This window comes from Tepidibacillus fermentans, from assembly GCF_004342885.1.
In the GTDB taxonomy this organism is placed as follows: Bacteria; Bacillota; Bacilli; order Tepidibacillales; family Tepidibacillaceae; genus Tepidibacillus; species Tepidibacillus fermentans.
This window is the reverse complement of sequence record NZ_SMAB01000022.1, coordinates 1-12,956: the sequence shown is the minus strand read 5'-3', so window position 1 is coordinate 12,956 and position 12,956 is coordinate 1. Positions and strand designations below refer to the sequence as shown.

Here is a 12,956-nt window from a genome sequence, read left to right as displayed (position 1 = left end):
TATGAAAATCGATATCTTAACATTATTTCCTGAAATGTTTACAGGGGTATTACAATCAAGTATTTTAAAAAAAGCTCAAGATAAAGAAGTAGTGACTATATCGACGATTAATTTTCGTGATTATTCAACAAACAAGCATAAAACGGTTGATGACTACCCTTATGGTGGTGGGCATGGTATGGTTCTCAAACCTGAGCCCATTTTCTCTGCTGTAGAAGCGATTCCTCATTATGAGCAAGCGAGAATTATTATGCTGACGCCTCAAGGAGAGAAGTTCTCGCAAAAAAAAGCAGAGGAATTAAGTAAAGAGAAACATCTTATTTTTCTCTGTGGACATTACGAAGGTTTTGATGAGCGAATTCGTGAACATCTGGCAACCGATGAACTCTCGATTGGCGATTATGTTCTTACTGGTGGTGAATTAGCTGCAATGGTGATTATTGATAGTGTTACTCGTCTACTACCAGGTGTTTTAGGAAACGAGGGATCGGTGGAAACTGATTCTTTTAGTCTAGGTTTACTTGAATATCCCCAATATACACGTCCTGAGGAATATCGCGGATGGAGAGTTCCTGACATTCTACTCTCTGGTCATCATCAAAACATTGAAAAATGGAGAAAAAAAGAGTCTTTAAAAAGGACGCTCTTACGTAGACCTGATCTTTTAGCTGAAGCCACTTTAGATCAAACAGATCGGGAACTATTAAAGCAGATAAAAAGAGAACTAGAAAATACCGATTAGATATGTTGTATTTATAGATATATTATGGTAAAATAGCATTTGTTGATTACGGCGGTCCTCTAATTGGTAAAGTGCCAGTTATGAACGTCTGTGTGGAAGGAGGGAATCAACAATGAATTTAGTCCAAGAAATTGCAAAGGATCAATTACGTACGGATTTGCCAGAATTCCGTCCTGGGGATACTGTTCGTGTTCACGTTAAAGTTATTGAAGGACAACGTGAAAGAATTCAGGTTTTCGAAGGTGTTGTGATTAAACGTCGTGGTTCTAACGTTAGTGCCACTTTTACAGTTCGTAAAGTATCTTATGGTGTTGGTGTAGAGCGTACATTCCCATTACATTCACCAAAGATTGATAAAATTGAAGTGATTCGTCGTGGTAAAGTACGCCGTGCAAAACTATACTATCTACGTAACCTAAGTGGTAAAGCTGCACGTATTAAAGAAAGAGTAACTCGATAAGACAAGACAGAAGGGGCTTGGTAAAACAGGTCCCTTTTTTCACATATAATTAGCAAGGGGACGATTTGATGAGGACAAAGGTATTTCAAGAAGTTTATGAATGGATAAAATCTTTACTAATCGCTGGAATTCTCGCGTTTTTGATACATACTTTTTTATTTGCTGTCGTCATCGTTAGTGGTTCTTCCATGGAGCCTACCCTACATAATAATGAACGCTTAATTATGAACAAGATCATTTATAAAACTCATCCACCGGAACGAGGTGATATTGTAGTCTTTCATGCAACCGAAAGTGAGGACTATATTAAACGAGTGATTGGTTTGCCTGGGGAGACGATTGAATATAAAAATGATCAGTTATATGTAAATGGAAAACCGATTGATGAACCATATTTGGCTCAGGAAAGACAGGAGTGGCAGTCAAAAGGGCTATTATTGACCAAAGATTTCGGGCCGATCACGGTTCCCGCGGATACGGTTTTTGTTCTCGGTGATAATAGAAATAATAGTACTGATAGTCGGGTGATTGGTCCAATTCCAATGTCGAAAGTGGTCGGAAAAGCCAATATCATCATTTGGCCTTTTTCTCGCATCTCAATACTACAACATTAACAATAAACAATGGGGGCAAATATGGAACAACAACAATCAAATCAATGGAAATGGTTACATGAAAAGTAGCATGAGGGGTAACACTTGTTTTTAGAAAGTGGTGAGATGTTTGACAATCCAGTGGTTTCCAGGCCATATGGCTAAAGCAAGAAGACAAATTACCGAAAAATTAAAATTGGTTGATCTGGTAATTGAATTACTTGATGCGAGGATTCCTTTGTCCAGCCGTAATCCAATGATTGATGAAATTATCGGGCAAAAACCGAGGCTAATTTTACTAAATAAAAGTGACTTAGCGGATGCGATGATTACGAATGAATGGGTTAATTTTTTTAAAGAACAAGGTATTCGGGCATTGCCAATTAGTTCGACGTCTGGAAAAGGCGTAAAAATGATCATAACGGCAGGTGAAGAATTGGTTGCAAAAAAACGTGAAGCAATGATGAGAAAAGGGATTAAACCAAGAGCTATCCGCGCAATGATTCTTGGCATTCCTAATGTGGGAAAGTCTTCTTTAATTAATCGTTTGGCAGGACGAACAATCGCCAAAACAGGGGACAAGCCAGGAGTAACAAAGGGACAACAGTGGATAAAAGTAGGGAAAACTATAGAATTATTAGATACACCGGGAATATTATGGCCTAAGTTTGAAGATCAAGAGGTTGGTTTACGGTTAGCTGCAACAGGTGCAATCAAGGACGAAATCATTTATTTTGATGATCTCGCTATTTTTGTGATTCGCTACTTTAAAGAGTTTTATCCTGAACGATTAATAGAACGATACCAATTAACCGATTTACAAGAGGATCCTATCGAAGTCATTCGCCAAATTGGACAGAAACGAGGCTTATTAGTCTCAGGTGGCGAGATTGATTTTGATCGAACATCGGAAATGATCATTAGAGAGTTACGATCTGGTAAATTAGGGCCTTTTTGTTTGGAAAGGCCAACATTTAAAGTCGAGTTATGATACAATAAACGTGCAATGCACGTTTTTTTTTTTTTTTGATTTATGAATTTTGTTCGTAAAAGTGAGGAGAAAACGATGTTAACCCACGAGAGAGAAATATGGCAAAGGGGAATCAAATACATTGCGGGAATTGATGAAGTAGGCCGAGGTTGTTTATTCGGGGATGTGGTGGCTGCCAGTGTAATTTTGCCAGTTGATTTAGTCATTGAAGAAATTGATGATTCGAAAAAACTTACGCCCAAAAAAAGAGAGGAACTCTTTCATCTGATTCAGGAAAAATCAATTGCCATTGGCATAGGACGAGTAGATGTAGAGATAATAGAAAAGATTAACATTAAACAGGCTGCTAGATTAGCGATGAAAAAAGCAGTTTTGTCAATGCCGGTTGAACCAGAAATGCTATTAATCGACGCCGAAAAAATAGATCTTACTATTCCCCAACGATCAATCATTAAAGGAGATGCAACGAGTCAAACAATTGCAGCAGCTTCGATCATTGCTAAGGTGACAAGAGATCGTTTATGTGAAGAATGGGACCAACTCTATCCTCAGTATGGAATTAAACAACATAAAGGATATGCGACAAAGTTACATAGAGAGATGATTCAATTATATGGGCCAACTCCTTTACATCGGAGAAGTTTTTTAGACAATATTTTGCAACCTACCTTGTTTTAACTTAAGGAGGGATTGAATGGAAATTGGCTCTCTTGTTCAAAAGTTCTTCCGTACTGATGAAATACAAAATGTAAAGTCCCTTCATTTAAGAACTGGACAGATTGTGCAGGGAAAGATATTGAAACTGATGAATGAACAATTTGTAATGATATCCATTAATGGAATGAAAGTGATTGCCAAAAGTGAGATCCCTTTAAGGGAAGGTCAAAAATCGTTCTTTTTGGTCATATCCGAGGAAAACGGGCTGCCGAAACTAAAATTACTGAATACATACGAAACAAATAACCATTCATTACCAATTACAGATTTGTTGAAAACCTTACAATTAAAAGATAATGTTCAAAATCGAAATCTACTTGCCACTTTGATCGAAAAACGGATTCCGTTGAGTAAAGATAATGTACTAACCATTGAACAATATTTATTACAGACAAAAAGTGATATCACGACAGTATTACATGGTGTAGAAATCTTAAATGATCTAAATCTTCCTATTACTTTTGCAAATATCCGTGCGACCGAAGAGTTTTTTCATGGAGAAGATTTGCTAAGTAAGTTTACGCTACTTTCTCAACAATTAAATGAGGAAATCGTACTTCGTGAACAAAGTAATGACAATTCTGAAGAGGTAAAGCTATTAAAACAAGTAGAAAAAGAAATTAGGGATTTATTAACCTCTCTTTTTATTAGTAAAGACAATATAGAAGGAAAAGAATTACAATCTTCAATCAAGAAATATCTAAGATATTTGCGACCTGAAGCTAACATGGAGACCTCATTCAAGCAGAAACTTGAACTTCTTCTTGGGATTAGAGAGAAATTACCGGATCGTATCATCGCTACACTTGAAACAATCGTCTATTCATTACATGGGCAGCAATTAATGATTGAACAAGATTCAAACCTATTTACCCAAACGATCTTACAATTTCCTCATTTTATCCCTTTTTCAGAACAGCCGGTTTATGTTCAAATCCATTCGAAGAAAAAGGGAAACCGATCAATTGATCTCGAGGATGTAAGGCTTGTTTTTCTTTTTCAATTTCCAAACTTAGGAGACCTGATCGTCCAACTTGACCTGTTTCAAAAGCAAATGATTGTAAGATTGTATAATGATCACCCTTCCATTTCTGAGATCGTGAAGACGATTGCTGGAAAATTCGAAGAATTCATGAAGAATCAAGGTTATCAAATATCTGGGATACAGGTCCGAACGATAAAAGAATTAAAGGGACGACAACAATTTCCATCATCCACAACACCATATCAAGGGGTGGATATAAGAATATGAATTTTTCCCAAAAGAAAAAAGCAGTAGCACTAAAATATATTCCAAATCAAGATCAAGCTCCCCATTTAATAGGAAAAGGAGAAGGTTACTTAGCTGAAAAGATCATAGAGGAAGCTAAGAACCATCAAGTTTTAATACATGAGGATGATGCTTTAGTACAAATTTTATACCAATTAGAATTAAATTCAGAAATTCCTTCAGAGTTATATTCTGTAATCGCAGAGATTTTTGCACTTGTTTATCAAGCGGAAAAAATGGCAAAAAGAGGATAAGTAAATGACAATACAACGAAAAATATTAGGAAAATGGGGAGAAGAAAAGGCAAAGGAATATTTATTAAGTCAAGGGTACGTTTTAATTGAAGAAAATTGGCGAACTCGTTACGGTGAATTGGACTTGATCATGTTGGATCAAGGAACAGTTGTTTTTATTGAAGTTCGGACCAAAAGTAATCTTCACTATGGGAAGGCAATCGAGTCTATCGATCAACGAAAACAGCATAAATTATTGCTTACTGCGCAAGCTTTTTTACAAAGTAAAAAATGGTGGGATCGTCCAATACGATTTGATATGGTTTCGCTTGATAAAATTCAAGGAGTTTATCATATTCAACATGTTAAAGATATCATCAATTATTGAACTGATCATTTCCTGGGTTATCGCAGAATTTTCTTTTTTCCTACACTTTCTTGTCAAAATTCGTTTATTTTTTCATCTTTGTTGGAAATTCCTTACTTGCCTGATTAAATCGTATGGGAATATAATAATAATAAAATGACATAAATGAAGCTAAGGGGGAGCTCCTGTTAGGGGCTGAGAAAGGGCTAAAAGCACCTGACCCTTAAACCTGATCAGGGTAATGCCTGCGGAGGGATTAATCATCTTATAGGTATAACATTAAGTGTTTACAATCCTTCGCATTTCTTTGCGAGGGATTTTTATTTTATCGAAAAAGGAGGAGTTACAGGTGAGTCATTATCGCGCATTAACCATCGCAGGTTCAGATAGTGGAGGTGGTGCAGGAATTCAAGCCGATTTAAAAACATTTACTACATTAGGAGTATATGGACTAAGTGTGATCACGTCGATCACTGCTCAAAATACGCAAGGAGTTTTTGGTATTTACGATGTTCCGATTGAAGGTGTGGAGAAACAAATCGATGTGGTTTTGTCAGATATCGGCACAGATGCGATAAAAATTGGGATGTTATCATCGAGTCAGATTGTTCAGGTTGTCAGTGAAAAGTTAAAGAAATATAACCATATTCCGATTGTCGTCGATCCGGTCATGGTAGCAAAAGGAGGCAGTCCATTACTAACTGATGAAGCAAAAGAGGAGATTAAAAATTCTTTGTTTCCACTAGCAACTGTTATTACACCCAATATACCTGAGGCTGAAGTATTAACCGGTCTACGCATTCAATCGATTGAGGATATGAAACGTGCAGCTGAGCAATTACTTTTATATGGGCCGCAATCCGTAATCATTAAAGGTGGACATTTAGAGAATGAAGCGGTTGATCTTTTCTATGACGGAGAGGCATGGTCGCTCTTCCCAGCAAAGAGAATTCAAACAAAGAATACACATGGGACAGGTTGTACGTTTTCGTCAGCGATCGCAGCCGAACTCGCAAAAGGAAAAGAGCTAAAGACTGCGATCGAAATAGCAAAAAACTATATTCAAGCGGCAATTGAAGAGGCTGATCAATTAGCAATCGGTTCAGGACATGGACCAACTAACCATTTTGCATATATGAGGAGAAAGGGATTAGAAGTATGGAATTAGAACAGATCAAGCAAGCAATAAAAAAAGTAAGAGAGAAAAAACCGCTAATTCATCACTTAACGAATCTCGTTGTAACCAATTTCACTGCTAACGGTACAATCGCTTATGGTACATCTCCAATTATGGCCAATGCACCAGAGGAAGTAGAAGAAATGGTAAGTGTATCGAATGGATTAGTGATTAATATAGGGACCATTACTTCAGAAATGGTAGAAGCGATGATTCTAGCAGGGAAAAAAGCAAATCAAGTAGGCGTTCCGATCATACTTGATCCTGTTGGTGTCGGTGCGACATCCTATAGAACTAACACTATATTTAATATGCTCGAACAATTCAAACCAACTGTCATTCGTGGAAATACTTCTGAGATGGCACGTTTAGCGGAAATCCCTTGGGAAATTAAAGGGGTTGATTCTGTTGATAATGGGGAAGGAGACCGGCTTGCGATTGCAACAAAAGTTGCAAAGAAGTATCATGTTGTTGCTGCTGTTACAGGAAAGGAAGATATTGTAACTGACGGAGAGCGAATAGCTCTGATCGCTAATGGTCACCCTCTTCTAAGTGAAGTAACCGGTACAGGCTGTTTAGTAACGGCATTGATTGGCGCGACCATTGCCGCAGAGGAAGATCACTTTATTGCAACAGTCGCTGCTTTAACCTATTACGGAATCGCAGCAGAAAGAGCAGCCATTCATGCTAAAGGACCTGGTTCATTTGCTGTTCAATTGATGGATGAAATACATCAATTGGATCTAAATGAGATCGATCAAAAAGCCAAAATCGAGTGGGTGAATATTGTATGATCGAAATAGCACCATTATCTGTATATTTGGTTATTGGTCGAGATGATTGTGTTCTTTCGCCAATAGAAGTTGTAAAACAAGCTTTAGAAGCAGGGGTCAAAACCGTACAATTAAGAGAAAAAAAGGGGAACATGAAAGAAATCATTGAATTTGGACGTGAAATTCGCCAATTGACCAAAGAATACAATGCGCAGTTCTTTGTAAATGATCGATTGGATTTGGCCCAAATCTTAGAAGCTGACGGCATTCATATAGGCCAAGATGACCTTCCAATAGAGGAAATCAAAAAAATAACCTCTCCTACATTTAAAATCGGAATTTCAGCTAGAACAGTTGAAGAAGCAATCGAAGCAGAAAAGGCTGGAGCAGATTATTTGGGCGTTGGTGCAATTTATTCAACAGCAACAAAACAGGATGCAAAAACAATCGGTCTAGAGGGACTTGATTCTATTCGTCAGAATGTGTACATTCCAATCATCGCAATTGGTGGCATTCAAAAAGAACATATTCCTGATCTGGTGAGGTCTGGAGCTGATGGAATTGCGGTTGTCTCTGCTATTACTCGATCAGCAAATCCATTTCTAAGTGCAAAAGAATTAATTGAGGAATGGAGGAGAACCAAGGAAGGATATAGATTTAAATGAAGTATTTACAACGTAACCAGAAATCAGCATTATTTTTTATCTTGATTTTTATTATTTGGCAAATATTACCTACGATCATATCCATTCCTTCATTTATCTTACCAACACCAATTCAGATTCTTAAAGCATTATGGAAAGAGAAAGAACAATTATTTCTCATCCATTTACCAGTCACCTTTATGGAAAGTTTACTTGGACTGATCATTTCTGTATTACTAGGGTTTATTATTGCCTTTATGATGCACATTTCGCTAAACATTGAGCAAGCCCTTTATCCTTGGATGATCATTTCCCAAACTATTCCGATTATTGTACTTTCACCCATTGTCATTATGTGGTTTGGTTATGGGCTTTTTGCCAAAATCTTTATCATCTTTCTTATTAGTTTTTTTCCAGTAAGTATGAATGTTTTTCAAGGTCTAAAGTCAGTCGACCAAGGAATGCTTTCGTTGCTTCAATCCTATGGAGCAACCAAAAAACAAATTTTCTTTAAAATCGAGGTTCCACATGCGATTCCTTTTATCCTATCCGGGATTAAAATGGCTGCTGTTTTTAGTATTGTGGGTGCTACACTAGGTGAATGGTTAGGAAGTGATTCAGGATTAGGTTACTATAGCCGGAGAATGTCTGCTAATCTCCAAGCAGACTCCTCATTTGCGGCGGTAGTTAACCTTGCTTTATTAGGGTTATTTTTTCATGGGTTCATCCAGTTGATTGAAAAAAAATTCTTCAGAAAATATTTACCAAAGGAAAGGAAGATTTAGAATGATTTCGCGATTTCGTTTTAAACGATTAGTTTTATTGATTTTGATAATTATTTTTGTCGCAGGATGCAGTACTAACGTAAATCCAAGTAAAGAATCGCCAAAAGAACTACAAAAGCTAAAAGTAATGCTGGATTGGTACCCAAATGCGGTACATAGTTTCTTATATGTGGCAAAAGAAAAGGGATATTTTAAAGAACAAGGAATTGATGTAGAATTTGTAATGCCTGCCGAAACTAACGATCCTTTACGGTTGGTAGCTGCAAGAAAGATTGATCTTGCATTAACTTACCAACCAGAAATTATTTCGGCGATTGATAAAGATATCCCTGTGATATCTATTGCCTCTATTGTGAACCATCCGTTAAATGTTCTACTAGTCCCCCAAAATAGTCTAATTACCTCACCAAAAGATTTGGAAGGAAAGACGATCGGTTATCCGTCCATTCCGATGAACGAGGCATTGGTTCATACCATGATTAAACATGATGGAGGGGACCCGCAAAAGATTAAAATGGTTGATGTTGGTTGGGATTTGATGCCCGCATTAAGTACGAAGAAAGTTGATGCTATTAGTGGAGGTTTTCTCAACCATGAAGAGATCCTATTAAATAAAGAAGGTTTTCAAGTAAAAGAGTTCTATCCAACAAATTTTGGGGTGCCAGATTATTCCGAATTGATGTTGGTCACCAGCCAAGATGAATGGAAGGAAAAACTAGATTTGATTCAAAAATTTTGGAAAGCAGCACAAAGAGGGCAACAAGAGGTTAGAAAAAACCCAAAAGCCAGTTTGGAAATCTTAATGAAACAACAGAGAAAAGAATTTCCTCTAGATCCTGAAGTAGAAACGCAAAGTTTACAAAAACTTCTTCCATTAATGGAGGTACAAGGCCACGAATTTGGTTGGCAAAGTAAAGAACAATGGGAAAAAGTTCAACAATGGTTATATGACTATCATTTAATTAACAGTAAGCATCCTGTAGAGTCGATGTTTGTATCAATTGTCAAATAGGTAAAATACCCACTAGTCAAGTTGGCTAGTGGTTTTCTTTGTGCGCCCGGCATGGGCGCAGTCTAACAGATGAAAGTCCTGAGTGCGGGTTGATAGTGCCAAGCACATAGCCAAAGGCAAGGGTGTCCACCGTGAGGTGGAATCTGAAGGAAGCCGAAGGCAAACTTCTGGTCTGACGAACAGAAATCACATCAGGCATATGTAGGCTGGGTAAGGTTGCAAAACAAACCGAAGCCCTAAACTATCCGGAAGCCTACGGTGTAAATAATGAATGTTACCAAAACAGGAGCGAAGTGTAGCCAACTTTCAGCAGGCAATAGCACAAGTATTAACTCCAATATTTGAACAACAATTTTCAGTGAATAGCTTTGGATTTAGACCAAGGCCAAGTGCCCACCACGCCATCAGACACTGCCAGTTCAACATAGATGAAGGATATAAATACGTGGTAGATATGGACTTGGAGAAATATTTCGATACAGTGAATCACAGTAAACTAATAGAAATACTATCAAGAACCATTAGAGATGGCAGAGTTATCTCCCTTATCCACAAATACTTGAGAGCAGGAGTAATAGTCAAGCATAGCTTCAAGGAAACGGAAATCGGTGTACCGCAAGGTGGACCGCTGAGCCCGATTCTTAGTAACATCATGCTCGATGAATTGGATAAAGAACTTGAAAAAAAGAGGTCATAAATTCATCCGTTACGCAAATGGAAACGAGTGAGAACGAGATTTAAAATGCTAAAATCTCTTGGAATCCATGAACAGAAAGCATGGGAATATGCAAACACAAGAAAAAGCTACTGGAGAATAGCCAATAGCTATATACTATCCACGTCCCTTAAAAATGATGTACTTAAAGGATTTGGATTCCTATACTTTTCAGATTATTATCGACAAGTTACTGCGTAAACTTAGGAACCGCCGTGTACCGAACGGTACGCACGGTGGTGTGGGAGGTCGGTTACTCAAATAATGAGTAACTTCCTACCCGATTATCCATATCTCATCGATCGGTCGTTTCATTTTCAAAAGACAGCGTGGAAGATGTGTATCTACCTTGGGATAGAGATTTTTTTATTTTCAGACAAAATTCGACACCTCCTATTGTAATAATTTGTTATTATTGGAATTAATAAATGAGAGTGTGGAAGAGGAGGTTAAATGATGTACGTTGTAGATGGAGCTGGTAGAATCTATTACCCCTCGAATTATACGAATTATTTATGGAATGGACAAACGCTAAAGAGAGGGGATCGAAATGATTTTGTGAAAACATTGCAGTCTTAGCTTCATAAAGCTGGATTCAATCCAGGAGCCATTGATGGAATTTATGGTGCAAATACAGAAAAGGCTGTGAAGGAATTTCAAAAGAAGGTTGGAATCACAGCCGACGGAATTGCAGGAAAACAAACCTATCAGGCTCTGCAAAAGTATGTCAAAACACAAACAACGATTTCCCCATTGAATTCATCAAGCAGTAGCAATGATCATTGGACAGGTCAAACACTTAGAGAAGGAAGTCGGGGACAAGCAGTAAAAGATTTGCAGGCTAAACTTCAAAGGTTAGGGTATAACATTGGAGCGATCGATGGCATTTACGGTAAACAAACAGTTGAGGCTGTGAAAAGCTTTCAAAAAGCACAAGGATTGACAGTAGACGGCGTAGCTGGTAAAAACACTTATCATGCTATTGAGCAGACACTGCAACAAAAAAATTATTATGATAAAAAAAACGGTTATTGAGAATAAATATAAAGCATTGGAAAACAAGGTTCATTCTAAAAACTCGACCTAGGAAGAAGTGGCGAAATCTTTAAAAGAAATTGCCAAATTAGGCTTTGATTTTATCATTGGGGATGATATTAAAACTTTATTGGATCCCGACGCTAATACAATTGATAAAGTTATTGCAGCTTTAAGTTTTATTCCTGGTGGAAAGTCGGTCAGCGGTGGAATAAAATTAGCTAAGATAGGAAGTAAAATCGAAGTTAAGTTTGAACAAAAATTTCTAAGTGAGATTTCTAAAACAAAACCAATAAATCTTCCTTCGTATAAAACTATAAGCATAGATATGGAGCATATCTTATCAGGTCATATTAAATCGGGAAATAGAGCAAAACAAAGTGGAAATAAAGATTTGTTTCCTGAAAATATGACTACTAAACAAATAGAAAAGGCAATTATAGAGGCTTATAAAAATGGGAAAAAGTTAAGATCACAAGGCGATAGGGTGAAAATTGAAGGATATGGAGGAGGAATGAAAATAAAAATGTGGGTCAATCTGAAGACAAAAACTATAGAGACTGCTTATCCTAAATTTTAGAAAGGGTGATGATGTTGTTAAAAGACATTGAAGTTGTAGTAAATACAAATTCAATATTTATGAACACTAGTAGAAATGTTATAGGTGAAATCTATTTCAAAATCGGCGATTTCTATTTTCCCGCAGAAGGTTGGGATGATTTTGTAGTGGTGATTCTAGGATGGTGGCAAAAAGACATCATGAATATTAGAAACGACAGAATTGGAACAGTATATGAACTCGATTTTATGGATGGACCTTGGTTTGTGAAGGGAAACAAAATTTCAGAACACACAATCGAATTGGAATTTGTAAGGGACAAAAGTGATTCCCAACAAATTATCTTCACTTGTTTATGTCAAGTAGCGCAATTACAGCAATCCATTCTACATGCTACTGAAAAACTGTTGACAGAATTAAAATCGAGAAAATGGCATTCTGATGATATTGAAGAGTTGGATAGAATTTGGAGACTATTGAAGTCTCTCAATTAGTAACTACCCTTGACAAGTTTTTGCTTTCCACAGCCAATAAAACAGAAATGATGACTGTTTTAATGAGGGATTGTCGCAGGATGTGGTTTTTCAATGTCGCACTCGATGAAATATGGGAAAAGGCGGAGTGATCATCCGCCTTTTTGCACTCGAAAAAATTTTGCACGAGACAAAACTTCATAATTATCAAACCTTAAAATATCAATGTTTTTCGTCACATGGTTATTATCCTGCCGATTGGAAGAGAAGCTACGGCTACTTCTCAGCATGCTACAGGAACACGATTATTACAGCAAAGTAAATAGGGAGAAAACGGTGGTTGACTACGTAGGAAAAGTGAAATTTCTTGGATTTGGATTCTATGAACATAAGGGTAGATCAAGAATCAA

General features: G+C 37.1%; 18 protein-coding genes and 1 riboswitch. All 18 genes read left to right on the top strand.

The features are described 5' to 3' along the window. Position 1: 1 nt before the first annotated feature. The 18 genes from trmD (at position 2) to EDD72_RS10910 (ending at position 12,567) form a co-directional block, all read left to right on the top strand. Positions 2–742, top strand: a complete 741-nt coding sequence (gene trmD, locus EDD72_RS10990; RefSeq protein ID WP_132770255.1) for a tRNA (guanosine(37)-N1)-methyltransferase TrmD — start codon at positions 2–4, stop codon at positions 740–742. Positions 743–854: 112 nt separating this feature from the next. Next, positions 855–1,202, top strand: coding sequence for a 50S ribosomal protein L19 (rplS, locus tag EDD72_RS10985; RefSeq protein WP_132770253.1), 348 nt, complete (start codon positions 855–857; stop codon positions 1,200–1,202). 68 nt (positions 1,203–1,270) lie between these two features. Next, positions 1,271–1,816, top strand: a complete 546-nt coding sequence (gene lepB / locus EDD72_RS10980; RefSeq protein ID WP_132770251.1) for a signal peptidase I — start codon at positions 1,271–1,273, stop codon at positions 1,814–1,816. Between the two features lie 109 nt (positions 1,817–1,925). Beyond that, the gene (ylqF, locus tag EDD72_RS10975; RefSeq protein WP_132770249.1) at positions 1,926–2,786 is read left to right on the top strand and encodes a ribosome biogenesis GTPase YlqF; all 861 of its coding nucleotides are present in this window, start codon (positions 1,926–1,928) and stop codon (positions 2,784–2,786) included. 42 nt (positions 2,787–2,828) lie between these two features. After that, positions 2,829–3,464, top strand: a complete 636-nt coding sequence (locus tag EDD72_RS10970; RefSeq protein WP_132770247.1) for a ribonuclease HII — start codon at positions 2,829–2,831, stop codon at positions 3,462–3,464. Between the two features lie 16 nt (positions 3,465–3,480). Then, positions 3,481–4,755 carry a hypothetical protein gene (locus EDD72_RS10965; RefSeq protein ID WP_132770245.1) on the top strand — a complete coding sequence of 425 codons (1,275 nt, stop codon included), beginning with the start codon at positions 3,481–3,483 and terminating at the stop codon, positions 4,753–4,755. Further along, positions 4,752–5,027 carry an EscU/YscU/HrcU family type III secretion system export apparatus switch protein gene (locus EDD72_RS10960; RefSeq protein WP_132770243.1) on the top strand — a complete coding sequence of 92 codons (276 nt, stop codon included), beginning with the start codon at positions 4,752–4,754 and terminating at the stop codon, positions 5,025–5,027. The genes EDD72_RS10965 and EDD72_RS10960 overlap by 4 nt, the downstream gene beginning before the upstream one ends. Positions 5,028–5,031: 4 nt before the next feature. After that, on the top strand, positions 5,032–5,394 hold the full coding sequence (locus EDD72_RS10955) for a YraN family protein (RefSeq protein WP_132770241.1): 363 nt from the start codon (positions 5,032–5,034) through the stop codon (positions 5,392–5,394). 144 nt (positions 5,395–5,538) lie between these two features. Next, a riboswitch (TPP riboswitch) is annotated at positions 5,539–5,646 on the top strand. Between the two features lie 76 nt (positions 5,647–5,722). After that, on the top strand, positions 5,723–6,541 hold the full coding sequence (gene thiD / locus EDD72_RS10950) for a bifunctional hydroxymethylpyrimidine kinase/phosphomethylpyrimidine kinase (RefSeq protein WP_132770239.1): 819 nt from the start codon (positions 5,723–5,725) through the stop codon (positions 6,539–6,541). After that, positions 6,532–7,344: a hydroxyethylthiazole kinase gene (gene thiM, locus EDD72_RS10945; RefSeq protein ID WP_132770237.1), complete on the top strand. Its 813-nt coding sequence runs from the start codon at positions 6,532–6,534 to the stop codon at positions 7,342–7,344. The genes thiD and thiM overlap by 10 nt, the downstream gene beginning before the upstream one ends. Further along, positions 7,341–7,988 (top strand): thiamine phosphate synthase, encoded by a 648-nt coding sequence (gene thiE / locus EDD72_RS10940; protein ID WP_132770234.1) that lies wholly within the window; start codon positions 7,341–7,343, stop codon positions 7,986–7,988. Before thiM ends, thiE begins: the two co-directional genes overlap by 4 nt. Continuing rightward, positions 7,985–8,752: an ABC transporter permease gene (locus EDD72_RS10935; protein WP_132770232.1), complete on the top strand. Its 768-nt coding sequence runs from the start codon at positions 7,985–7,987 to the stop codon at positions 8,750–8,752. The genes thiE and EDD72_RS10935 overlap by 4 nt, the downstream gene beginning before the upstream one ends. Position 8,753: 1 nt before the next feature. Then, the gene (locus EDD72_RS10930) at positions 8,754–9,764 is read left to right on the top strand and encodes an ABC transporter substrate-binding protein (protein ID WP_132770230.1); all 1,011 of its coding nucleotides are present in this window, start codon (positions 8,754–8,756) and stop codon (positions 9,762–9,764) included. A 271-nt stretch (positions 9,765–10,035) separates the two neighbouring features. Next, complete coding sequence (locus EDD72_RS10925) at positions 10,036–10,461, top strand: reverse transcriptase domain-containing protein (RefSeq protein WP_243643831.1); 426 nt, start codon at positions 10,036–10,038, stop codon at positions 10,459–10,461. A gap of 474 nt (positions 10,462–10,935) precedes the next feature. Next, complete coding sequence (locus EDD72_RS12975; RefSeq protein WP_279388107.1) at positions 10,936–11,058, top strand: hypothetical protein; 123 nt, start codon at positions 10,936–10,938, stop codon at positions 11,056–11,058. 30 nt (positions 11,059–11,088) lie between these two features. Further along, positions 11,089–11,514, top strand: a complete 426-nt coding sequence (locus EDD72_RS12885; protein ID WP_341539476.1) for a peptidoglycan-binding domain-containing protein — start codon at positions 11,089–11,091, stop codon at positions 11,512–11,514. A 58-nt stretch (positions 11,515–11,572) separates the two neighbouring features. Then, positions 11,573–12,094: an EndoU domain-containing protein gene (locus EDD72_RS12880; RefSeq protein ID WP_243643829.1), complete on the top strand. Its 522-nt coding sequence runs from the start codon at positions 11,573–11,575 to the stop codon at positions 12,092–12,094. Positions 12,095–12,102: 8 nt separating this feature from the next. Next, entirely contained in the window at positions 12,103–12,567 is a 465-nt protein-coding gene (locus EDD72_RS10910) for a hypothetical protein (protein ID WP_165895065.1), read from the top strand. The last annotated feature ends 389 nt before the right edge of the window (positions 12,568–12,956 follow it).

Bases quoted from the DNA above. Each gene is read 5' to 3' on its own strand.
- EDD72_RS10960 (WP_132770243.1), top strand. From the start codon at position 4,752: ATGAATTTTTCCCAAAAGAAAAAAGCAGTAGCACTAAAATATATTCCA.
- EDD72_RS10955 (WP_132770241.1), top strand. From the start codon at position 5,032: ATGACAATACAACGAAAAATATTAGGAAAATGGGGAGAAGAAAAGGCA.
- lepB (WP_132770251.1), top strand. From the start codon at position 1,271: ATGAGGACAAAGGTATTTCAAGAAGTTTATGAATGGATAAAATCTTTA.
- EDD72_RS10935 (WP_132770232.1), top strand. From the start codon at position 7,985: ATGAAGTATTTACAACGTAACCAGAAATCAGCATTATTTTTTATCTTG.
- thiM (WP_132770237.1), top strand. From the start codon at position 6,532: ATGGAATTAGAACAGATCAAGCAAGCAATAAAAAAAGTAAGAGAGAAA.
- rplS (WP_132770253.1), top strand. From the start codon at position 855: ATGAATTTAGTCCAAGAAATTGCAAAGGATCAATTACGTACGGATTTG.
- EDD72_RS10925 (WP_243643831.1), top strand. From the start codon at position 10,036: ATGTTACCAAAACAGGAGCGAAGTGTAGCCAACTTTCAGCAGGCAATA.
- thiE (WP_132770234.1), top strand. From the start codon at position 7,341: ATGATCGAAATAGCACCATTATCTGTATATTTGGTTATTGGTCGAGAT.
- EDD72_RS10910 (WP_165895065.1), top strand. From the start codon at position 12,103: ATGATGTTGTTAAAAGACATTGAAGTTGTAGTAAATACAAATTCAATA.
- EDD72_RS10930 (WP_132770230.1), top strand. From the start codon at position 8,754: ATGATTTCGCGATTTCGTTTTAAACGATTAGTTTTATTGATTTTGATA.
- trmD (WP_132770255.1), top strand. From the start codon at position 2: ATGAAAATCGATATCTTAACATTATTTCCTGAAATGTTTACAGGGGTA.
- EDD72_RS12975 (WP_279388107.1), top strand. From the start codon at position 10,936: ATGTACGTTGTAGATGGAGCTGGTAGAATCTATTACCCCTCGAATTAT.
- EDD72_RS10965 (WP_132770245.1), top strand. From the start codon at position 3,481: ATGGAAATTGGCTCTCTTGTTCAAAAGTTCTTCCGTACTGATGAAATA.
- EDD72_RS10970 (WP_132770247.1), top strand. From the start codon at position 2,829: ATGAATTTTGTTCGTAAAAGTGAGGAGAAAACGATGTTAACCCACGAG.